Annotated in this window: 23 protein-coding genes and 1 pseudogene; 7 read left to right on the forward strand and 17 right to left on the reverse strand. The window is 58.3% G+C overall.

Features of this window, described 5'->3' with window-relative positions; all coding sequences use genetic code 11:
- Nucleotides 1-270: 270 nt before the first annotated feature.
- A pseudogene (locus tag ACZ5M5_RS19690) lies at nt 271-632 on the reverse strand (AraC family transcriptional regulator).
- Between the two features lie 222 nt (nt 633-854).
- A complete protein-coding gene (locus ACZ5M5_RS19695; protein ID WP_060741634.1) occupies nt 855-1,541 on the reverse strand; it encodes a hydrolase in 687 nt (228 codons plus the stop codon).
- A gap of 274 nt (nt 1,542-1,815) precedes the next feature.
- Between ACZ5M5_RS19695 and ACZ5M5_RS19700 the strand changes: the two genes are divergently transcribed.
- Nucleotides 1,816-2,277 (forward strand): RidA family protein, encoded by a 462-nt coding sequence (locus ACZ5M5_RS19700; RefSeq protein ID WP_060741633.1) that lies wholly within the window; start codon nt 1,816-1,818, stop codon nt 2,275-2,277.
- A 19-nt stretch (nt 2,278-2,296) separates the two neighbouring features.
- On the opposite strand, the gene ACZ5M5_RS19705 is transcribed toward ACZ5M5_RS19700, so the two are convergent.
- The 4 genes from ACZ5M5_RS19705 to ACZ5M5_RS19720 form a co-directional block, all read right to left on the reverse strand.
- Entirely contained in the window at nt 2,297-3,256 is a 960-nt protein-coding gene (locus ACZ5M5_RS19705; protein WP_371919213.1) for a LysR family transcriptional regulator, read from the reverse strand.
- 276 nt (nt 3,257-3,532) lie between these two features.
- Nucleotides 3,533-3,838 (reverse strand): NIPSNAP family protein, encoded by a 306-nt coding sequence (locus ACZ5M5_RS19710; RefSeq protein ID WP_103308658.1) that lies wholly within the window; start codon nt 3,836-3,838, stop codon nt 3,533-3,535.
- A 214-nt stretch (nt 3,839-4,052) separates the two neighbouring features.
- Nucleotides 4,053-4,466 (reverse strand): nuclear transport factor 2 family protein, encoded by a 414-nt coding sequence (locus ACZ5M5_RS19715; RefSeq protein WP_464737855.1) that lies wholly within the window; start codon nt 4,464-4,466, stop codon nt 4,053-4,055.
- A 140-nt stretch (nt 4,467-4,606) separates the two neighbouring features.
- Nucleotides 4,607-5,524 carry a LysR family transcriptional regulator gene (locus tag ACZ5M5_RS19720; RefSeq protein ID WP_464737856.1) on the reverse strand — a complete coding sequence of 306 codons (918 nt, stop codon included), beginning with the start codon at nt 5,522-5,524 and terminating at the stop codon, nt 4,607-4,609.
- Between the two features lie 109 nt (nt 5,525-5,633).
- On the opposite strand from ACZ5M5_RS19720, the gene ACZ5M5_RS19725 reads away from it, so the two are divergent.
- Nucleotides 5,634-6,386 carry an SDR family NAD(P)-dependent oxidoreductase gene (locus tag ACZ5M5_RS19725; protein WP_060741629.1) on the forward strand — a complete coding sequence of 251 codons (753 nt, stop codon included), beginning with the start codon at nt 5,634-5,636 and terminating at the stop codon, nt 6,384-6,386.
- Nucleotides 6,387-6,443: 57 nt separating this feature from the next.
- Nucleotides 6,444-7,010, forward strand: a complete 567-nt coding sequence (locus ACZ5M5_RS19730; protein ID WP_464737857.1) for a VOC family protein — start codon at nt 6,444-6,446, stop codon at nt 7,008-7,010.
- Nucleotides 7,011-7,430: 420 nt separating this feature from the next.
- Here the strand turns inward: ACZ5M5_RS19730 and ACZ5M5_RS19735 are convergent, their stop codons facing one another.
- The 7 genes from ACZ5M5_RS19735 to ACZ5M5_RS19765 all read right to left on the reverse strand — a co-directional run bounded on the left by ACZ5M5_RS19735 (nt 7,431) and on the right by ACZ5M5_RS19765 (nt 14,901).
- On the reverse strand, nt 7,431-9,134 hold the full coding sequence (locus ACZ5M5_RS19735) for a hypothetical protein (protein ID WP_464737858.1): 1,704 nt from the start codon (nt 9,132-9,134) through the stop codon (nt 7,431-7,433).
- Between the two features lie 11 nt (nt 9,135-9,145).
- Nucleotides 9,146-9,604 carry a hypothetical protein gene (locus ACZ5M5_RS19740; protein WP_464737859.1) on the reverse strand — a complete coding sequence of 153 codons (459 nt, stop codon included), beginning with the start codon at nt 9,602-9,604 and terminating at the stop codon, nt 9,146-9,148.
- Between the two features lie 218 nt (nt 9,605-9,822).
- Nucleotides 9,823-10,254, reverse strand: coding sequence for a bleomycin resistance protein (locus ACZ5M5_RS19745; protein ID WP_060741626.1), 432 nt, complete (start codon nt 10,252-10,254; stop codon nt 9,823-9,825).
- A 293-nt stretch (nt 10,255-10,547) separates the two neighbouring features.
- Complete coding sequence (locus ACZ5M5_RS19750) at nt 10,548-12,947, reverse strand: TonB-dependent siderophore receptor (protein WP_464737860.1); 2,400 nt, start codon at nt 12,945-12,947, stop codon at nt 10,548-10,550.
- Nucleotides 12,948-13,078: 131 nt separating this feature from the next.
- Nucleotides 13,079-14,005, reverse strand: coding sequence for a FecR family protein (locus tag ACZ5M5_RS19755; protein ID WP_464737861.1), 927 nt, complete (start codon nt 14,003-14,005; stop codon nt 13,079-13,081).
- Nucleotides 14,002-14,508, reverse strand: coding sequence for an RNA polymerase sigma factor (locus tag ACZ5M5_RS19760; protein ID WP_060741623.1), 507 nt, complete (start codon nt 14,506-14,508; stop codon nt 14,002-14,004). Before ACZ5M5_RS19760 ends, ACZ5M5_RS19755 begins: the two co-directional genes overlap by 4 nt.
- A 147-nt stretch (nt 14,509-14,655) precedes the next feature.
- The gene (locus tag ACZ5M5_RS19765) at nt 14,656-14,901 is read right to left on the reverse strand and encodes a hypothetical protein (protein WP_464737862.1); all 246 of its coding nucleotides are present in this window, start codon (nt 14,899-14,901) and stop codon (nt 14,656-14,658) included.
- 40 nt (nt 14,902-14,941) lie between these two features.
- Here ACZ5M5_RS19765 and ACZ5M5_RS19770 point away from each other — a divergent pair, with 40 nt between their 5' ends.
- Complete coding sequence (locus tag ACZ5M5_RS19770; RefSeq protein WP_263864930.1) at nt 14,942-15,094, forward strand: glutathione binding-like protein; 153 nt, start codon at nt 14,942-14,944, stop codon at nt 15,092-15,094.
- Here the strand turns inward: ACZ5M5_RS19770 and ACZ5M5_RS19775 are convergent.
- The 3 genes from ACZ5M5_RS19775 to ACZ5M5_RS19785 all read right to left on the reverse strand — a co-directional run bounded on the left by ACZ5M5_RS19775 (nt 15,088) and on the right by ACZ5M5_RS19785 (nt 16,534).
- Nucleotides 15,088-15,213, reverse strand: coding sequence for a hypothetical protein (locus tag ACZ5M5_RS19775; protein ID WP_464737863.1), 126 nt, complete (start codon nt 15,211-15,213; stop codon nt 15,088-15,090). The genes ACZ5M5_RS19770 and ACZ5M5_RS19775 overlap by 7 nt on opposite strands.
- A gap of 218 nt (nt 15,214-15,431) precedes the next feature.
- Nucleotides 15,432-16,208, reverse strand: a complete 777-nt coding sequence (locus tag ACZ5M5_RS19780) for an SDR family oxidoreductase (RefSeq protein WP_464737864.1) — start codon at nt 16,206-16,208, stop codon at nt 15,432-15,434.
- On the reverse strand, nt 16,202-16,534 hold the full coding sequence (locus tag ACZ5M5_RS19785; RefSeq protein ID WP_464737865.1) for a nuclear transport factor 2 family protein: 333 nt from the start codon (nt 16,532-16,534) through the stop codon (nt 16,202-16,204). The genes ACZ5M5_RS19780 and ACZ5M5_RS19785 overlap by 7 nt, the downstream gene beginning before the upstream one ends.
- Before the next feature lie 105 nt (nt 16,535-16,639).
- Here ACZ5M5_RS19785 and ACZ5M5_RS19790 point away from each other — a divergent pair, with 105 nt between their 5' ends.
- Nucleotides 16,640-17,548, forward strand: a complete 909-nt coding sequence (locus tag ACZ5M5_RS19790; protein WP_464739426.1) for a LysR family transcriptional regulator — start codon at nt 16,640-16,642, stop codon at nt 17,546-17,548.
- A gap of 21 nt (nt 17,549-17,569) precedes the next feature.
- Here ACZ5M5_RS19790 and ACZ5M5_RS19795 read toward each other — a convergent pair whose 3' ends face one another.
- A complete protein-coding gene (locus ACZ5M5_RS19795) occupies nt 17,570-19,009 on the reverse strand; it encodes an HD domain-containing phosphohydrolase (protein ID WP_464737866.1) in 1,440 nt (479 codons plus the stop codon).
- Between the two features lie 86 nt (nt 19,010-19,095).
- On the opposite strand from ACZ5M5_RS19795, the gene ACZ5M5_RS19800 reads away from it, so the two are divergent.
- The gene (locus ACZ5M5_RS19800) at nt 19,096-19,869 is read left to right on the forward strand and encodes an alpha/beta hydrolase (RefSeq protein WP_060741621.1); all 774 of its coding nucleotides are present in this window, start codon (nt 19,096-19,098) and stop codon (nt 19,867-19,869) included.
- A gap of 63 nt (nt 19,870-19,932) precedes the next feature.
- Nucleotides 19,933-21,498 carry a GMC family oxidoreductase gene (locus tag ACZ5M5_RS19805; RefSeq protein ID WP_464737867.1) on the forward strand — a complete coding sequence of 522 codons (1,566 nt, stop codon included), beginning with the start codon at nt 19,933-19,935 and terminating at the stop codon, nt 21,496-21,498.
- The last annotated feature ends 200 nt before the right edge of the window (nt 21,499-21,698 follow it).

Below are 21,698 nucleotides of genomic sequence, written 5' to 3' on the forward strand. Positions count from 1 at the left end.
ATTCCCGGTACATTCGCTGCTTCCCCACGACCGGCTTTCGACCACAAACAGCCACATGTTCTAAATCGATAGCCAATTGGATCGGCCGCTGCTTTGTCAATGTAGGTGAAAGCCTGCTTCTGGACGATTGCTGGCCTTCCTGAAGGGCAGCTTCTGGCCGGAAGCTGACCTGTCATCTACGCCGGCCCATGGCCGCTAGCCGTCGCTCATGAGCAGCTGCTATTGGCGATTAGCAGTCCTTCGGATTCAAAATACATCTAAAAAAGGTTATCAGGCGGCAGAGCGAGCACTCCGTCTCCAGGCCAGAGGCGTCATACCTTCATTCCTTGAGAAAACTCTGCAAAAGTGTGCTGGTCGCAGAATCCGCATGCCATAGCGATCCGGGTTAGCGTCATTACTGAGGACTCAAGCAGCTGTTTGCTTTTGACTATCCGTTGTGGACGCAGCCATTCTGTAGGGGACAAACGTGTGCTTACTTTGAATTTTCGGGTGAAATGACTGCGCGAGAGTGCGCAGGCCTGCGCAAGCGTCGACACGGTAACTCCGGTCTCTAGGCTTTCCAGCATCAATTGTTTTGCAACTGTCTCCTGCCACCGTTTGAGTTTTCCCGTGGGCAGAAATACGACATTGATAAGCGTAGTGCTTCGACACCTTTCATGGTGATTCCTTTTTTCAACATGAACGACCGGAAGACTCGGTAAAGTTCGGTGCGGGACATCGCCCAGGGACAGTAGGCGGATCGGATTGCGTGACGTCGCAGGCGTACGGACGACACTGACATAGCCTCTGTCGCCGTTCCGGTTCAAATGGATAGCAATGGGGACTGGCCCCCACTTAATGAGGGCCAGTGAGTCTCAGATAGAGGCGGCCACAGGTGCCAAGGTCGGGCCGTGGTCTACACGCTCGGGAGCCTTGTGCACCATGGTGTAGGCATAGTCGACGCCCATGCCGTAAGCACCGGAGTGCTCCTTCACCAGATTCATGACGGCGTCGTAGGTGGCGCGGTTGTTCCAGTCACGCTGCCACTCCAGCAGCACCTGCTGCCAAGTGACCGGCACCACGCCGGCCTGAATCATGCGCTGCATGGCGTAATCGTGAGCCTCCTTCGTTGTGCCCCCGGAAGCATCGGCGACCATGTAGATCTCGTAGCCGGCATCGTGCATGGCGGAAAGTGCAAATGTGGTATTACACACTTCCGTCCAAAGGCCAGATACGATGATTTTGTTACGGCCATTGGTTTTCAGCGCGTCACGGACTTTCTGATCGTCCCACGAGTTCATCGAGGTGCGCTCCAGCAGAGGGGCGTCAGGAAACACAGCGAGTAATTCGGGGTATGTGTGGCCGGAGAAGCTATTGGTTTCGACCGTGGTGATAGTGGTTGGCACGTTGAAAATTTTTGCGGCCTTTGCCAGAGCGACCGTGTTGTTCTTCAGCGTCTGGCGGTCAATGCTTTGCACGCCAAAGGCCATCTGCGGCTGCTGATCAATGAAAATCAGTTGGCTGTTTTGAGGGGTCAGTACTTCGGTTTTTGGATTGTTCATGGTGGTTCCCTTTAGTGAAATGATGGTCTTCAAATCTCTTTGCGGGCCGGGCCAATCTTCTGTCTGCTGAAAATCGCGGAAGGTTGTTGGCGGTAGCTGCGGCGCCGAATTCGAGTTCAAGGTAACCGATCATTCGCAACTTTAGGGGCGCATTAATGCGTCTCCAAAGGCGCATTAATGCGCCCTTGAAAAATCATTTGCGGTGCTAGTCTCTGGCTTCCCACAACTCGGACTGCCGCGGTGCGAGCAGTCTTTTCTACGCCAGGAGAATGCAATGTCAGCTTCGCAACCGTTCGGAAAGAAAACCGCTTACTGGGGTGTCGCATGGGAAGAAAGCTACGGCTACCCGCAGGCCAGACAAGTCGGAAACGAGATCTATATCTCCGGCCAATTCAACCATGATGAGGACGGCAACCTGGTAGCTCCTGCCCCACTCGATAGCGAAGGCAAGCCCAGTGATTTCTCTTCAATGGGAGAGCAAATGCGCGCGTCCTACGACAACATCTCCAAGTTGCTTGCCCTGTATGGCGCAACACTTGAAGACGTGGTTGAAGAGACGCTTTATGTGCTGGACATGGACGCGGCGTTTGCGGTGGTAGGCAATGTTCGCAAGGCTGCGTTTGGCACCGAGCGGCCCCAGTGCGCGAGCAACATCATCGGCGTATCGAGGCTCGCGCAGCGATCGCAGTTGATCGAAATTGTCTGCAAGGCAGTCATTGGCTCCGGCACCCGCTAAGACATGCTCCCGGTTTCCTCTAGGAAACCGGGAGAGCTCGCTGACCTTCGACCAATGGCTTGAGTTCGGCAACCGCCGCTGCGCAAAACGTCATGAACGCCTTGACTCGCCATGACTTTCGAATGTCCTGGTGAGTCAGCAGCCATAGCCCATCCTGAAGTTCAGGCACAACCGGGCCGACACGCACCAATCCCGGCGTGATGTCACCCAGCATGCAGGGAAGGAACCCAAAACCAAGACCCGCCACAATCGCAGCGCTTGCAGCGGCGACGGAGTCGGTACGATACGAAATGCAATCTGGGCGAACTCTGTTATCAACGTAGCTCGTTGCTTTGAGGCCGCATAAAGCTGCCGAGTAAGACACCCACGCTTGGCCTTCTGCGAAAGGTGTCGAGGTCGGTGCGTTTTTAACACTGCCGTATGGTGCCCAGGCAATTGTCGCGAGTTTGCGCCCAACCAGGCTTTCAGCTGGTTTATTGGTCGCCCTCACCGCAATATCCGACTCATCGCGGGCAAGACTCAATGTCTGATTGCCTACCAGTACTTCAATCGCTATCCCTTCATTCAGAGCTTTGAATTCCGCAATGATAGGTGTGAGGAAGTACAGCAGCAGCGAATCGCTCGTTGTGATGCGGAGTTTTCCGAGTGGCCCCTGCCCCGTCCGTGAAACGCGCCGTGCAACACTAACGATATCCAGTTCGACACGCTCGGCGAGCTCTCGCAGCTCTACGCCTTCCGCTGTGAGCATGTATCCCGAGCGGCGGTGATCGAAGAGTGCAACTCCAAGTGTTTTCTCAAGCTGGGCCACTCGGCGCGATACCGTGGATATGTTGATCCCTAGTTTTTTGGCGGCATCAGTGCGATTTGCGCATTCACTGAGCGCTTTGATAATGCGCAAGTCGTCCCATGAGAGCTGGGCTACAGCATCACTGAAATCCGATCTGTCCCCCTTTTGCACTGCTTGGCGTGATGAACCGATGTTAGGTGGCGTATTCACGCGAGATATTCCAAATAGCATGTACGCTCATCATACGAAAAGGCTAACGGGGAACAAAGTAATGGGTGCCGGATTCGTTTGGATCGTTCGCAAGCCGTAGCGCGCGACCAGCACGCTTCGAAATAACCTGGCAATGACCACCTGTTTTCGGTCGTTCAATAGTGTCCGCTTTTGGCCGGTTTCTACCGTTCGTGACAAGCAGCAATCTGCCAAAAGCAGCCTCTTTGGCGCGCCCGAGCGCGGCTGAAAACAGTCATTTCACTCAAGAATTGGACGAAGGAAACTGCGCTCGTAGCTCAAGATGAATTTTTGCTCGGTAGCCTGCGTCACTAATTGAACGCACTCAGGATCTACTCCGGCCTCCCTACGGTACTGCTCATAATCTGCCAGGCTGGAGAAGCTGAATAGACAGTAAGCGATGTTGTTGGCGCCTTCAGCTGGCAGAAAGTAGCCGTGGTGGCTCCCTCCCATACGGTTCACCACACGAATCCAATGGCGAGAATAGTTTTCGAAAGCCGGGATCTGGTAGGGATCGATTACATACCTGACGTGGCAAGTGATCACTGGATCATTCCTTTGAATATGAGGGAAACCGCTATTCTACACATGCCATAAGCTGAGTCGTCGATGGCAGCTTTGGGTCGATAGGCCCCGCTCATGAATGGCGACTTTTGGCTGCCACTCAGCCAAGAACAAAAGGATCGAGGCTAAAACCTTTCCCACAAGACATTTGGTTTTCAGTAGAAGCGTTTCTAGCCACGAGTTTTAGTGTCGCGATTCAATAGCCTTGCGCCGGCTCAACCGGCGCGAACGCTTTGGCAGCGGCCACGGTATCCATGGATTCGCGCAGCAGCTGAATTTTGCCGTCTTTGGCCACTAGGCGGCCTGCGTACATCTGCCGGTAGATGCGGCCTGTGGCAGGCACCAGCGCCTCTACGCTGTATTCGGCAAACACTTGATCGGGGGTATCGATCAAAAAGCGCACATTGTGGAATTTGAAATCCGGCACTTTACCGAGCAATGAGCCGATAAAACCCTCGATCGCTGCAGGCCCCTTCACGCTGTGTGGAATGCCGAGCGACTCCAGGTAGGGCAGCTCCAGCACGCCGTCCTCGGCGAACAGGGCCGCTGCCAAGTAAGGCGTCTGGATGGCATCCAAGTACTGTTGAAGTAATTCCACGGCATTTTTCATGACGACTTTCTCCCGAAACGAATAATTGGATGGCACGCTGTGTTGTGCCGACCAAACCACGTTAAGGTATCCACCAGGTTTCAAAAATAGCAGTTAATGAAAGTCATCATTTCATAATTGAAAGAGCTGCCCCCATCGTCTCATAACGGCCATCGCCATACGGGCTCGCTTAAATGCTCGGCGAAGAAGTCCGACAGCGCTTTGATTTTTACCGGCCGTGTACGGGCCGAGGGGGTGACGAAGTACAGGCCACCACGGGTCATGCTCCATTCCGGTAGCACCACGACCAAGCGTCCATCTGCCAAGTATTCGCTGGCAATAAACTCCGGCAGTTCGGCGATGGCCAGGCCTTCAAGCAACACCGGCAATAACGCATCCGAGTTGGTCACTCTTAACGGGCCGCTGGGCACCACGTCTTCTTCGGTGCCGTCCTTATGGGTGAACCGCCATACTTGGCTGCGGGCTCGGTAGGCATAACTCAGGCATGTGCGGGCCGCCAGTTCGCGGGGATGGCCAGGGTGGCCATGGGCATCCAGATAAGCCGGTGAGGCGACCAGGTATTGGGTGACAGCGCAGAGACGCCGCGCAACCAGCGAGGAATCCGGCAATACGGCAATGCGTAACGCCGCATCAAAGCCCTCGGCGATCAGGTCTACCGAGGCGTCTGAAAGGTGCAGGTCAATCGACAGCTCGGGATACTGCCGGATCAACTGCGGCATCAGCGGTGCCACCCAACGCAGGCCAAACGACATGGGGATCGCAAGGCGTACTTGGCCGCGGGGCTGGACCGATAACTCCTGAGCCTCGCTTTCCACCTCTTCAGCCTGCCGATAAATCTCTCCCGCCTTGGCCGCCATGCTCGCGCCGAATTCGGTGAGTGCCAGTTGCCGCGAAGTGCGGTTGAACAAGCGCCCGCCCAGGCGTTCCTCCAGGCGCGCGACCGCCCGCGATACCGTTGGCACCGACACGCTCATGACCCGCGCCGCGCCGGCGAACGATCCTTCTTCGGCCACCTTGGCAAACATCGCCAACCCTTCGAAATCTGGAAGCTTGCTCATTTCATTTCTGCAACGATAGGTTTCAGACAATTCTATTTTGAAAGTTTTGCCCCGTCGATAAGCTTCTCCCACACCGCAACTCACTCAATCGAAATACGGGAGAAACACCATGACTAACAAACTCGAAGGCAAAATTGCATTGGTGACCGGCGGCAGTACAGGCATCGGTCTGGCCACTGCCAAACGCTTCGCTCAGGAAGGCGCCCACGTCTATATCACGGGCCGTCGCCAAGCCGAACTGGACGCCGCTGTCGCCGCTGTTGGCAACGCCACCGGCGTGCGGGTGGACTCAGCCGACCTCGATCAGTTGGACGCGTTGTATCGCCAGATTGGCGCGACCCACGGCCGAATCGATGTGCTGTTCGCCAATGCGGGTGGCGGCTCCATGCTGCCACTTGGTGACATCACAGAACAGCAGTACGACGACACCTTCAATCGCAACGTAAAAGGCGTGCTGTTCACTGTGCAAAAGGCGCTGCCACTGCTGGCCCAAAAAGCCTCGGTGATTCTCACCGGCTCCACGGCGGGCAGCTCGGGCACCGCCGCCTTTAGTGTGTACGCCGCGTCCAAGGCCGCCGTGCGCTCATTTGCACGCAACTGGATTCTGGATTTGAAAGACCGCCAGGTGCGCATCAACACCATTAGCCCTGGCGCCACCCGCACTCCTGGCCTGGTTGAATTGGCCGGCCCCGATGCCGCTCAGCAGCAGGGCTTGCTCGACTACATGGCGTCGCTGATCCCCATGGGGCGTGTCGGTGAAGCTGACGAAATTGCCAGCGCCGCGTTGTTCCTGGCCTCGGATGACGCCAGCTTCGTCAACGGTATCGAGTTGTTTGTTGACGGCGGCCAGGCGCAAATCTGACCACCCAGCGGGCGACTGCCACGGTCGCCCGCCAACCCATCTCAAGAGGAACAGGCAGTGAACCCATTGCAATCGATATTGCTGGCCGCCAGCGTGACCCTGACTGCCGCTACTCAGGCGGCGACCACGCCCCCTCAAAGCCACCCCGGTATGAACTCAGCCGCACCGCTTCAGGTTTCAGCCATCGACCATGTCGGCATCAATGTACCGGACATCGACACCGCTACCCGGTTTTTCTCCGCGCTGATGGGCGCACGGGTGGTCTCGGATATCAGCCCTGGCAAGATCCCGGATCAGTGGAAAAACCAATTCCGCTGGCATGGCTCCAGCGAGCTGCAACGCTTTGTGATGCTGCAAATGGACGGCGGCGCGAAGCTGGAGTTGTTCCAATACCAAGGCTCTGAGGTCAATCAGGTCCAACCCCATGGCGACGACGCCGGAGCCAGCCATGTGGCCTTGCGCACCGCCGATATTGACGGCAGCCTAGCGACCCTCAAGCGCCTGAAAGTGACCATTCTCAACGACCCCATCACCAACACGGACGGCGTTCGTTGGTTCTATTTTCAAGCACCGTGGGGTACGCAGATTGAGCTGGTTTCGCTGCCGCACAGCGTTGGTGGCTAACCCCGCCGCTTGCGCCGGGCTGGTGCTAATTAGCAGCCCGACTGCCACGACAAACGCCAGGCCCACAGCAGTAGCCCAAAAAAGGGCAGATTTACTATCAGAAAAATATATCTGTCCGCTTTTTCCGTTGCTGCCTCTCGTGAAGGGCTGCAATTGGCCAGAAGCGGACGTTCGCGAGTGACCGATTTAGACCCATAGCCGCCTGAATCAAACTGGTCTGCCCCGACATCATGCACCTGAGACCGAAGAGAGCGGGTCGATAGCCACATTGGCTTGATGGCATCGGTGTTCACGACATTACGTTGTGCACAGAACCCTGCATTGAAGGGTGGGAGAAAATAATCCTTCATATTTATTGTTCGTTAGCATAATAAGCGGTGAGACACATTGCCCCATCCTTCTCACCAAAACGTCTGTAACTCAGGGGTTTGCTGACCGTTTACTGAGTTTGAACAATCGATGCCCCACAATGGTCCCGATAAGTTCCTTATAACGCTCTCCAACCCCTATAATTTTTGCTTTCCTGGCTCTCAATCCGGCGACCCCAACAATATCAATTAGTTGCTCTTCAGTGAGAGAGCGCTTGAACTTTTTTACATCTGTGTTAGCTCGACATGTAAACGTGTCGATTCGCCCATATAGATCGGACTCTTCCGCCAGCCGCCTGATATTGTCAATGGTCTCCCCACTGTTTGTATTGTCGTCGAAAATCAATAACCAGTTCTCTGATTTTAGTCGCTGCTTAGTTTTCTGATCGAGGGTCGCGTCATTCGCAATTGAAGAGTAAGGGTAGTCCGACAACTTAGAGAATGAGTTCGCATTCTTCACATCATAAATTGAATACACCAGAGCTCCCGTGTTCGCCACTACCTGGCCTCCGGGAATCATTCTGGACAATGTATGTTTAGCGTACAAGCCCACCAATGCCCCGCCGTAATTAACGCTCATTGTATGCAGCACGTCTCGCATAGGGTCAAATCCTTTGAGCTTTATAACGCTTGCCGCATGCTGAGCTGTGAACAACATTACCAACGGATCATTTTCTTCACGATAAACTCGGATAAGTTTGGTCCAAGCATCTCTTCTCGCCTTGATATGAGCCCCAGACATTCTAAACGATTTGCCTCGGCTCAAATTTTTGGCTTGTTTTTGTAATTGCTGAGTTTCAAAAGCCTCACAATAGCCATTCAAGAAATCAAAAAAGTGTCCCATCAACGTTAGTGGGTCTCGCAACTCAGGCGGGCAAGGTCCATACTCACTGGGCAGCATGAATGTTTCATCCGAATAGAGTAGGCCTGCCAATCGATTATAGCTCGAGCTATTGTCATTCAATAGCACGTCCGTATATAGAGCGGTCGCCTCTTCCAGCTCAGCCAGCAGACTCAAATTCCGAAGGTTCCCCTTGGCAATTTCTTGTGACTTTTTGAAGAACTTGAAGCCGTCAGGGTGCACGGCGGCCATATTTCTGACAGTGTCTTGTCTAAAGACGAGACTTCCTGGGAAATCTGTATTTAAAAAATCCGAACCATAAAGAATCTGTGAAGCATTCTGGCAAAACGCCAGAATATTGATTTTTGCGTCAAGTAGCCCAAGGAGCAGTTTTCGATAGGCTTTGCTAGGTGCTAGCCGTAGATATTTGTTAAATATAGCATCAACATCAATGCCAAATACAACTTTGGCATGTCGAATTGCTGAGCTTCGATAAGCGACAAAGAGCATCAGTTGATTTAGTTCGAAGCCTGAACCCTTCTTGCGGTAGCTATCGACAACTTGGCGCAGCTCATCAAGCTCCTCAAGGACTTGCTCCCATTGTTGCTCAAAAAACTGATCTGTATTGTCATGCCCTACAAAATAATTTCCACTATTAGCCTTTTTGCGAAATGCCTTTAGCTTCTTCGGCGCGAGTTTATTAAGAAGTTCCTTACAAAGATCGTCTTTAACGCTTGGTATTCGAGCCCAAAGATCGTGCATCAAATGACGTGTCACAAAACATATAGAATCATTGATTTCTCTATAGTGCCTAATCAGACTCTTACAAAAAACAGGATAGTCTAGTCCGTTTACTTCATAATCATTCACTGAAGAGAAGCGCGTCTTAATGTCGACATTCAGGCCTTCAAGCATGAAGTAATAACTTACCCCCTGAATACATGGTTTCGCGCCACAGGGTATGCAAAACTTGACAAAATACGTTTAATTTCGTGCTGTGCCTCTTGCGGGCTTATGTCTGCCCCGTACGGAAGTGAAATTAGCTCCCCAACCTCACTCTCACTAATTTTAACAGCCCCGTCAACGTTGAAAGTGTTCTTAAGAAGCGCTTTTACTTCCGAAATTTCTAGAATTTCGCTGAAACTATCCTTAGTTTTCAAAATCTTCTCGAAGCGCTCCTCAAATTCCCGGTGGCAATCTTCCTTCAATGTATTTAATGTTAAAATGTGACCGTCAGCTCGAACTCCGGCCATCTGAAAAAAAACCTTCTCATTACACCAGTTTTGATTTACTGGCGCCTCAAATAGACCAATTGAAACTCCTTGTTTTTTTGCCATTGCCATGATTTCTCGCTGAAGCCATTTTGGAGCCGCATTGACATCCATGTAAATTTCAGTCTCTCTAAATGCGAATAGATTTATAGCTTTTAGCCATCATCTGTCGCGTGAGTGATTTTCGCAATGGCTGTATGACGGGAGGAGCCGAAAGCTGGCTTCTAGGAAGGACAGCAAAGGGTCGAAAGGGCACGGCAGCTACCGGGCAGCAGCGGACGCTCATAAGCGACCGCTTCCGACCCATTGCTGACGGTCGGCTTGGCTCAGATTCACATTGAACAAGCCGGTCGCTCACCCAACCGCTCTACCAACCTTACGAGATAACCGTCGGGATCCTGAACGATGAATTCGCGTTGGCCTACTTCTATGTCGTCAGCCCGATACCAGGTGTCTTTGCATTCTCGATAGAGTGGACATCCAGCCTGAACAAGTTTCTGGATGATGGGTGCGACAGCCTCTACATCAATCTGTAGGTTGATGCCTCTTCCAAACGGCTTGGTCAACGACGCAGTCAGCCATTGACCCGCGTCTGGATCAACCTGCTCAAGCATTACTTGAGCACCATTCAAATCAAGGTACGCAAATCCATCATCCGGACGTTGATAAGCTACCTTGAACCCCAGATGAGAAACCCAAAAAACTAGGCTGCTATCCAGGTTGGTGACCATTAACTCCGGAACCAGTTTGTTACGTACGAACATGAGATGACTTCCATTTCAAAAGGCTTGTTTTTGCGGGCGGGCAGGTACTGCACCTACGGCCGCGCTGCCAAGACGGGATCGTGGGGAGCATGATGATGCACGGTCGGGTGGGAACTATCGAGTCGCTTTGAGTGGCAGCTTCTGGCCGGCTCCTGCCTAGCGAAAAGCGCCAATCGCCCCAATCACAGCAATAACAACAGAGGCCACAAATACAGCCTCTCAGAGCGTCTGACAAAACCACCTTTCGCGTAATCACACAACTTGCAACGGCACCTCTTTAATCGCCAACAACCTCAGAAATCAACAGTAGCCGACACTTTCAGCGTACGCGGTGCACCTTGGGTCAGGTAACCACCGTTGGCCGAGGCCCAGTAATTCTCATCGGCAACGTTCTCCAGCATCGCGTTGAAAGTCACCCCGCGGCCATCCATTTTCGTCCGATAGCGCGCGCCCAGGTCGACGCGGGTCCAGGCGGGGATGCTGTATTCGTTGGCGCTGTCAACGAACTGGCCGCCGGTGCGCAGTAGCAGGCCGTTCAGGCTCGCCCCGGGCAAGCCGGGCACATCCCAATCGGCGCCCAGATTGAACTGGAATTTCGGCACGCCCACCGCCTGGTTGCCATCGTCGCGACCGCCGGCGGTGCCGCGCAGTTCGGCTTTGGTCCAGGTGGCACCGCTCAGCAGGCGCAGGCCATCCAGTGGCTCGCCGAACAGGCTCAGTTCCACGCCGCGATTGCGCTGCTCGGCATCCACCCGGTAGTAGCCGTCGCCGCCGAGCACGCCCTGGGGCTGCTCGATGCGGAACAGGCTGAGGCTGCCGCCGAAGGTACCCCAATCGAGCTTGGCGCCCACCTCGGTCTGCTTGGAGCGATAGGGTGCGAACATCTCGCCGTTGTTGAGTGCGGCGGCCGGCGCGGTCGGGCCCTGTTGCAGAGACTCGACGCGGTTGGCATAGAGCGACAGGTATTCGGTGGGCTTGATCACCAGGCCATAGGCCGGCGTGGTGATGCTTTCCTGATAGCTGGAGGTGCGGGCACCGCTGGCCGCGCTCCAGGCGTCGGCGCCGATGGACTGGCGGCGCACGCCCAGGGTCAGCAGCACGCGGTCGTCGAGCAAGCCCAGGGTGTCGGAGACCGCCAGGCTACGGTTCTGCACCTTGGCGGTGGTGTCCGGGTCGTGGATATCGCCGGAGACGCTGGTGGCCGGTGGCTCGGCGACGGGCTGGCCCTCATACAGATTGCCAAAGCCACGACTGCCCGCCGCGGTGGACTCGAACGCGTTGCGCTTTTCCTGCCAGATGCCGTTGGCGGCCAGGTTGATGCTGTGGCTGACCGGCCCGGTGGCGAGTTCGCCGCGCAGCCCGGTGACGGCGCTCAGGGTTTCCTGGTCCAGCGGCGAATAGAGGCGGCCGATACGCGCGTCGCCATTCGCGCCGTAGACGTAGTTGGAGGCGTAGACACCGTTCTCCCGCGTGTATTTGCCGCCTGCGCTCAGGTAGGCGGTCCACGTGGGCGACAGGTCGTACTCGGCGCTGAACATGCCATAGGTGTCTTCGAGCTGCGACCAGCTCCAGGGTTGCGCGTAGTTGTGGTCGGAGTCCGGTGCCGACGGCGTCTTGCCGTTGAGTGTGCTGGTAGGTCCCGTCGTGGTGAGGTAGACCACCGAGCGCCCCTCATTGACCCGTTGTTTCTGGTAACCGAGATCCGCGGACAGGCGCAGACGGTCACCCCGGTAGTCCAGGCCGAGGGTGGCCAGGCTGAAGCGCGAGTGCTCATCGTCCACCGCGGTCTCGCCCTCGCGCTGGGCCAGGTTCACCCGCACGCCGAAGCGGTTGTCCTCGCCAAAGCGCTGGCCCAGGTCGAGGTGCCCGCCCACTCGGCTGTCGCTGGCATAGTCCAGGGTGGCGCTGCGCGTGGGGGTGTCTTCGGCACGCTTGGAGACCACGTTGATCGCCCCGCCGACACCGCTGCCCGAAGGCGACACGCCATTCACGAAGGCGTTGGCCCCCTTGAACACCTCGACCCGCTCGACCGACTCGGTGGAGATGATCTGTCGCGGCAGAATGCCGTACAGCCCGTTGAAGGCAATATCGTCGCTGAACAGCTGGAACCCGCGCACGACGAACACCTGGGAGAAGTTGCCGAAGCCGAACGACTGACGCACGCCCGGATCGCTGGCCAGCACATCGGCCAAGGTCTGCGCCTGGCGCTTCTCGATCAGCTCGGAGGTGTAGCTGGAGAAGGCGAAGGGCACATCTTGCATGTCCTGGTTGCCCAGCACGCCGATGCGGGCACCCCGCGCCGCCTCCCCGCCGGCGTACTCGGCCGGCAGGTCGACACGGCCTTCGGCGAGCCCGCTGATGGTGGTCGGGCCCAGCTCCAGCACGCCCTGCTCGGGCAGCGGCACCAGGGTGATGGTGCCGTCGTTGCCGGTCTGGAAGGTCAGGCCGCTGCCCTCCAACAACCGCTGCAGGCCGTCGACCACCGAATAGTCGCCCTTGAGTGCCGGCACCATGGCGCTGCCACGGGTCAGGCCGGCGTCATAGAGCAGCCGCACGTCGGCCTGCTCGGCGAAATCGGTGAGCGCCGCGTCGAGCCGCTGGGCAGGCACGTCGAGTTCGACGGCTTGCGCCTGGGCGGCGGCAATGGCCAGGGGAAGAACGGCTAGCGCCGCAAGGAAGGGGGTCGACCGCATGCTGATGTCCTTGGCTATCAATACGAAGAAGTCGCATTTGCAGGAACGGAAGACGAAGGCGGCGATGATTTCTGAACCATCGCCGCCTAAATATTTTGTTTTTTCTTGAAGGCCCAGGCGCGGCGCGGGTCTCAGTGGCGGGACGTGACCAGGATCAACCCCGGGAGGCGCACCAGACGCACAGGCAAGGTGGTTTCCACAGCGCTCAAGACCGCCTGTGGGTCGTCAACGGCGAACACGCCTGTCACCTGTAGCCGGCGAGCGGCTTCGTCGACAAACAGCACTCGCGCAGACTGGCTGCGCTCAAGCTCAGCGAACACTTGCTCCAGCGGCTGGTCGCGGAAGACCAGCTTGCCGCGCTGCCAGCTCAAGCGCTGGCGCGCATCCAGTGCCTGCGGCGCCTGCAGCGTCCCGCCGCGCCACTGCACCTGCTGCCCGCCGACCACCGGCAGCGGCTCGCGCCCCTCGCTGGAGGCCAACACTCGGCCCTCGCTTACCGCCAGGTCGACACCGCCCTCCTCCAGACGCACATCGAAGCGCGTACCGGTGACGCGGATGCGCGCCTCGCCGGCCCTGACAGTGAACGGTCGAGCCGGGTCATGGGCGACCTGGAAGTCCGCCTCGCCGCGGTACAACCTGACCTCGCGGCGACCGTCGACAAACCGCCAGTCCAGCGCCGAATCGCCGTTGAGGGTCAACAGCGAACCATCGGCCAGACGCACCTCGCGCACCTCCCCCGGCTGGGTGCTGATATCGGCATACAGGCCAATCCAGGTGCCGCGCGGTAGCCATAGGGCAAGCAACAGCATCGCGGCGCAGGCCAGCGGAGCCGCCCACAGTCGACGACGGCGCAGCACGCGCACCTGAGGCTGCTCGGCCGGACGTTCTATCTGGCCGAGCAACGACCACAGCCCTTCCACCTCACGCAACGCCTGCTCGTGCTCGGGCGCCGCCTGGCGCCAGGCCTGCGCGGCAGCGCGATCGGCAGCGGTGGCGCGGCCAGAATGCAGCAGCACCTGCCATTGCCGGGCCTGATCGAGAAGCGAAGGATGAGTCACGGCTGCGGGTCCATCTGCTGCTGGCAGTGTTCGAGGGCCTTCAGGATATAGCGTCCGGCCATGCTTTCCGAGACCCCCAGGCGCTCGCCGATCTCACGCTGGGTCAGCCCGTCCAGGCGATTCCACAACAACGCCTGGCGCAGGTGCGGTGGCAAATCCTGGACCACGCGCTGCAGTCGCTCCAGGCGCTGGGCGTCGCTTGCCGCTCGCTCCGGACCCGGCTGGGCACTGACCAATTCGATGGATATCTCCTCCTCGACGGGGCGGGATTTTTGCTGACGGCGGTAGTCGATGATCAGGTTGCGCGCGATGCGATAGAGGAACGCACGAAGATTGCCGATCTCTTGCTCGGACTCGCGCCGACGAAAGCGCAACCAAGTTTCCTGGCGCAGGTCGGCCGCCAGTTCTGCGCACTTCACCTGCCGTGTGAGGAAGCGCAGCAGTTCACTCGAATGGCTCTCGAACTGGCCGTCGGTGGAATGAGGATCGGATGGCCTGGACACGCAAGCGACTCAAGCGAGGAGGAATCGCGAGAATATATCAAATGATAATGACTTTCAATTACTGAGAGCTTGCGGCATTTCGTCCCCTTTAATGGGGGTAAAAACGCCAGCCTGGTCATTCCTGGGATCCGTTCGGTACATTCCGCTCTAAGCTACTTTTTCATCGTAGAAGGCGATGCGAAGTCCGGGCCTGTCCTTGGAGACAAGGATATTGATGCGATAGCTTCGCCAACGGTCCTGTGCATCGCGCAACGTAATGTCCGTATCGTCGATGGGGAGGATTTCGGGATCATCCCACCATTCCATCGTTTGTGGGACGGCTTGAAGAACCTCGTTGAGGATGGACTTTAGAATCGGGCTCTTCCCTCCCGTCAGATAGTCGTGGCGCGCCATACTGGATGTCCTGGAGACGACGATCGGAGATAACGAGTTCCTGGCAGGAGACAGGCCTTCGATCGTGGATTGCACGGTATTTTCAATTTTTCAAACATGCCGGGAGAGATTCGACCACCCCTTCGGCTCCGCTCATCCACGCCTTGACGCCTGGTACAAGAAGTTTCGCCAGCGGCCGAGCGCCGACTACTGAGAGGTCAGTGATTTGAACACGTCCAAGGCCATGAACTGCGATTCAAAGCGACTGAAGGCAAGCGACGGCCCTGCCTTCGCTCCGATCAGCCCCTCCAGAATCAGAATGGCAATCGTCATGACTGTATTCGTTTACCCCATCGTGACACTCCTGCTCTACGCGTTGAGTCCGCTGGCCGAAGACTGGGCCGTGTGGCATCGAACACTGGTTCTAACGCCGATCACCGTCAGCCTCATTGTCTTTATTGTGAGCCCGTTGATAACAAAACACTTTGACTGGTTCCTGCGTCCTCGCTCAGCACCGGGATGCATCGTAATGTCTCGGCCGAAACAACCGCCTAGGCCGTCGGCACCGTTCCGCCGTCGATCACAAACTCACTTCCCGTGATAGATGAAGCCCGCGGCGAAGCCAGAAAGCCAATCAGGTCGGCCACCTCTGACGGGGTCGAGGGGCGCCCGAGCGGGATGCCTCCCAGGGCTTGCATGATGATCTGCTTGCCGCCTTGATAGTCAGTACCGGCTTCCTGCCCGAGTCGCTCGGCCAAGGCGACCGAGGCTTCGGTTTCCACCCAGCCCGGCGAAACCCGGACAACACGGACGCCTTTGGGCGAAACCTCTTTCGATAGGCTCTTGCTGTAAGTCGAAAGCGCAGCCTTGGCCGCTGCGTAGGCTGTCGTAGCTTCCGGCAGCGGCAGCCGACTCTGGATGGAGGTCACGTGGATGATGACCCCTTCCTTTCGCTCCAGCATTTCCGGTAGCAAGGCGCGATCCAGGCGCACGGCCGGAAACAGATTCAGATTAAGCTCACGTTGCCACTGCTCTTCGTCCAGTGCCGCGAAACCACCGCCGGGCGCCGAGGAACCACCCAGGACGTGGACGATGATGTCCACACTGCCCAGTCGCTGCCTGGTCGCGGCGACGACCGCATCACAGCCTTCCCGGGTCGAAAGATCGGCCTGGACCAAGAGGTTATCCGGCAGCGTACCGCTTGCCTTCCGAGCGGAGGTAAGCACCTGCGCGCCCTCCGCCAGGAACAGCTCGACTACAGCCTTCCCGATGCCTTTGGTGCCTCCGGTGACGAGGACTCGCTTACCACTCAAACCAAGGTTCAGCATGGCGTGATCTCCAGAGCACCTATTCGATCGCCCTCCAGCGTGAAGACGTGACTCAGATGAACCGGGCTACCAGGAAAATCGCCAGTAAGCCGTGCGATGACAGTCAACTTGCCCTCCCCCTGCTGCGCCTGCAAAGGTTGAACGTCAAAGGAGAACGCCCGCCGGACCTCCTGTTGCCAAGCTTCGATGGCCTGAATGCCCTCATGCGTCTGGTTTTCATCGAACACCGTGGCCTGTGGGCAGAAGCAGCTCGCAAGCTGTGATACGTCGCCGCCATTGCTGATATTGAAGTACGTCTCAACGACGTCGGGAAGCTGAAGGCTCATTGGCCGGTCTCCTGGATGGATTGCTGGGAGCGATCTTGCTACCTGACCGATAGTTTGCTCAACTGGAATAAACTTTATGGCCTATCCCAAAATCCAGGACAATTCATGTCAGATACTCGTCTAGGCCTGAGCGAGCTGGACGCTGTCCTAGCGGTTGCCCGCAGGGCTTCGTTCCGACAAGCCGCCATCGATCTCAATGTCTCGACCACCGCGTTAAGCAGCACCATCGCCAAGCTGGAAGCGAGCCTCGAAACGCGGTTGTTCAATCGTACGACGCGTAGCGTGGCCGTCACCGAAGCGGGCAGGATCTTTCTGCAGCAGGTGGGGCCGGCCCTGCAGGATTTGCGGACTGCGCTCGACGCGGTGCGATCTCACAATGCCGGTCCTTCGGGCACGCTGCGCATCAATGCGTTCGCCAGCGCAGCTCGAGCGGCACTGCTGCCGTTGATGATGGAATTGCTGCGGCATCATCCGAAGGTACACATCGACCTTGTCACCGAAGGCCGCCTGGTGGATATCGTCGCTGACGGCTTCGATTTCGGCGTCCGTTCCGCTAGCCTCGTACCGAGCGATATGATCGTGATCCCCCTCGGCCTGCCGCAGCGGTATGCCGTGGTCGGTACACCGGCGTACTTCGAGCAATACGGTAGGCCACGGACGCCGCCTGATCTGCTCAACCATCGGTGCCTGCGTGTTCGTTTGCCGAATGGGGCGATTTTTCCTTGGCATTTCGAACGCGATGGGGAAGTGACCAGACTCGATGTGAGCGGCCCGCTCACGCTCGATGAACCGAGCGTCGTCAAGGCAGTGGTGCAGGAAAGCATGGGGCTCGGCTTTTTCATGGAGCAGGACGTTCAGGATGAAATCGAGGCCGGCCAGTTCGAGCGAGTGTTGGAAGATTGGACACCGCCCAGGGACAAGCTTTGCCTGTACTACCCGAACCGCCGCAACCCCTCTGCCGCGGTCAAGGCATTCATCGCCCTGGCTCGCGCCAATCCGTCCGCCCAGGAATGATCGATCTGCCGCGCCTTGGCATCAGGAGATCAAGCCCAGCGTCAATGCCTTCAGGGTCGCGGCAGCTCGGGTCGAGCATTCCAGTTTGCGAAATATGCTTTCCATGTGTGTGCGAACGGTGCTCGGACTGATGTCCAGCAGCCGCGCCACCTGCTTGTTACTGGCGCCACGGCTGATTTCCAGGAGCACATGACACTCCCGTGCGGTGAGTAACGAACTCTTCGGCTGATGAGTCCGACGCTCGCCACGTGCAGCGGCGATAACCGCTTCGCATACAGCCTTGTCGAACAAACCACTGGCGGCATCCTGCTCCAGCAGTCTGGCCGCCTCCGATTCGCCGTGGGCCGCCCTCCATGGCCTGGCTTCCCTGAGTGCGACCCAGGCTACGGAAGTGGCTAGCAGCCGATGCTCGGCACACAGCGCATCCCCCATCACACCTCGAAAGTAGCCACTGCCGTTGAGCCGTTCGTAGGCATGGGCGGCAATCTCGGCAGGCACGGCCAGTTCACCGATAGGCCTCAGCGCCTGTTGCGTCCAGTAGGGAACCAGGTGCACCCGCCCCGCGGCGCTATAAGGCAGCGCCCCGGCGGTGTTCCAGAGCTGGTTGGAAACGGCTGCCCGACCCAGACCGTAGACAAGCGCCGCCTTTCCGAGCGCTGTCAGGGTGGGTTCACCTAGCCCCCACAAGCGTGCAGCCTCCATGGCGACATGCGCCACCCGCCGCGAATGCCCCGCCAGCCAGGGTAGCCTCAAGTCAATCACGTCCCCCACCAAGGTCAGCGAGACGGAGCGTTCGGCCTCCCCATGGACCGGGTTTTGAGAGCGACCATCCAGGTCTGCCAGCCACGCCCTGGCGTTATCCATGAGCAACGACGCGAGGGCAGCGGGATAGCGCCGATCCGACTGGTCGCGGATCCAGCGCAGCGCCGCGTCCAAGCCATGTGCTCGACTGAGAATGTCCAGATCACCGGCAAGCACCACCTGATAGGCGACCTCCGGAATGTGCTCATGGGTCAAGCCCAGCGGCCGGCCAGTCCCATCGTAGGTTTCGAATACGCGGCACAAGCCTGCCTCGACAGCGGCCCCCAGTTCGAGGGTTTTCGCGACTTCGCCGGAGACCTCGCAGTGCACGACGGCCAGCGGGGTCGCCTGATGCACCGCGTTCATGGCCTCTTTGCTCAGGGTCAGGTCGAGCATCGCACGGCGGCCGTCGACGTCATCACCGAGCAGATCCGCAAACCCTTCGGCGTTGGCGGTGCAGCCGGACCAGCGCAGCAAGGCGACCTGCTCCGCCACCCTCAGGTGCTCGCCATCGCCGTGTGAGGCCTGCGCCAGACTGCGCGCCAGTGCGGCAACGCGTCGCGAATGCCCGAGTGGCTGGCCCATGCTGAGGTCCCCGACCTGGCCGATCGCCTGCAGCGCTGCGCTCAATGAAATGTCCAGTTGCAACGCACTATCCATGAAAATGCCTTGGGGTCGGATAAATGACCGATGCCCACGAAGCAGGCCAGTCAGCAGAATTGAGCTCCCACACAGGAGTTCATCCCATGAAAACATTCAGATCAAAAGCCGTCACCGTCGCCTTCGCCCTCGCAAGCACATTGGCCGCCGGTATCAGCCAGGCCCAAGATACAACGCCTTCGGTGGTCATCGTACACGGCGCATTCGCCGACGGCTCCGATTGGGCCAAGGTCGTGCCGCTTCTGCAAGCCAAGGGGGTCGCCGTTTCGGTCGTGCAAAACCCGCTCACCTCGCTTGCCGACGATGTCGCTGCCACGCAAAGAACGCTGGACAATCAGCCGGGCCCGGTCGTACTGGTCGGTCATTCCTGGGGCGGCACCGTGATTACCCAGGCCGGCAGCGACAAGAAAGTCCGTGCCCTGGTGTACGTCGCCGCCTTCGCTCCCGATGCCGGTCAAACCAGCGGCGAACAAGGCAAAGGCGCGCCCACGCCCCCGGGCATCAGTCAGATCAAGGCTGACGGCAACGGTTTCCTCTACTTGACCCCGGAAGGCATGGCCAAGGACTTCGCCCAGGATCTTCCAGCGGCGCAGACCGCCGTGATGACCGCGACGCAAGGCCCCATCAAGGCATCCGCGTTCGAGGACAAAACGACCGTCTCTGCCTGGAAGACCAAACCGTCCTGGTATCTGCTCGCCACCGAGGACCGGATGATCCATCCCGATGTCCAGCGTTCCGCCGCCAAGCGTATCGGCGCCACCCTGGCGCAGGTGCACACCAGCCACGTGCCCCAGCAGTCGCAGCCGGCCGAAGTGGCCAAGGTGATTCTAGAGGCCGTGAAAAGCGTCGGCGAGCAGTGATCGCTGCGGCACGACACCCCCGATAACCCTGAGCCCAACCGCTGCATCGATATGGACGGACGCATGAATCATCGGCGTGATCGGAACTACGACTTCATCGTGTGTGGTGCGGGTACGGCGGGCTGCGTGGTTGCGGCCCGTCTTGCCCAACAGGACAACGCACGCGTGTTGTTGATTGAAGCAGGCAGCGAATACGCCGGCCCTGAAGTTGCAGAGCCGGCGCAGTGGCCGCTGAACCTCGGTTCAGAGCGCGACTGGGCATTCGCAGGGCAACCCAATCCGCACCTCAACGGGCGTCGTCTTTCCTTGAACATGGGCAAGGGACTTGGAGGTGGCTCCAGCATCAACGTGATGGTCTGGGCACGCGGGCATCGATCGGACTGGGATCACTTCGCTGCCGAGTCCGGCGACTGCGCCTGGGGATACGATTCGGTGCTGGATTACTACCGCAGGATCGAGAACTGGCACGGCAGCCCGGATGCCGCACGGCGTGGTTCAGGTGGCCCCGTGCATGTCGAGCAGCCGGCCTCGCCTCAACCCCTCGCCTGGGCAACCCTGGAAGCGGCCAGTCGTTTGGGTATCCCCCGATATGACAGTCCCAACGGAGCGATGATGGAAGGCCCCGGCGGGGCCGCGATCACCGATCTACGCATCAACCAGGGCAGGCGCGAATCCGTTTACGATTCCTATGTCCGACCACGGCTGCACCAACCGAACCTGACCGTCCTCACCGGCGCGCTGGTGGCCCGTGTCCTGCTTAGCGGCACAAGGGCGGTCGGTGTCGAAGTGATCATCGAAGGGCAACGGCACTGCTTCTATGCCGAAGCCGAAGTCGTCTTGTCCATGGGCGCGGTGAACACGCCCAAGGTGCTCATGCAGTCAGGCATCGGCCCGGAGAGTGAACTGCGCCCCCATGGCATCGTCCCGATCAGTCACCTTCCCGGTGTGGGTCAGAATCTTCAGGATCATGTTGCCTTTGGCTGTACCTGGGAGTACCTGCAACCCCAGGCGGTGGGTGGCGGCGGTTGTGAAACCACGTTGTACTGGAAAAGCGACAGTCGCCTGGACGCGCCAGACCTGCTGCACTGCCAGCTTGAATTTGCGGTGCCCTCTCCTGCTGAAGTGGGTATCCAGCCACCGCAACAGGGTTGGACGATGTTCGCAGGGCTGGCCAGGCCGATCAGTCGTGGGCGCTTGCGCCTGTCAGGCGCCGGGCCATCGGATGCTCCACTCATCGAGCCGAATTCGCTGAGCGCGCCCGAGGATATGGCGGCGGCGTTTGCATCGATCGACCTCTGCAGGGCACTCGGCAACAGCGACACCTTCAACGACCTGGTAAAGCGCGAGGTGGTGCCCGGGCCGAAAGCGCACCGCGCCATGGAGCAGTTCATCCGCAATTCTGCCGTGTCCTATTGGCACCCGTCCTGCACCGCGAAAATGGGCCGAGATGAAATGTCTGTGGTCGACCATCAGTTGCGCGTGTATGGCATCGAGAAATTGCGGATCGCGGATGCCTCGGTCATGCCCCGAATCACCGTCGGCAACACCATGGCGCCTTGTGTGGTCATTGGCGAGCGGGCAGCCGATCTCGTCCTCGCGGCCCAGGGTGTGATCACTCTGGCCAGTTAAAGCCACAAATTTCTCGAGACACCAGGGACTGTACGAAAACTGGCAGAGCCGCATGTGTAACGACATTGCGCGACTACAGGGGCTTCGCCGACGCCCGGCTCACTCGCCAAGTACAAATACCGGACTAGACTTCACAGCACCGTCACGTCACTGCACGCACAAGCGCATCACCCAAACACGACGTTGCCTCGCAGATAGGG

It is taken from the genome of Pseudomonas sp. Van50 (assembly GCF_055390755.1).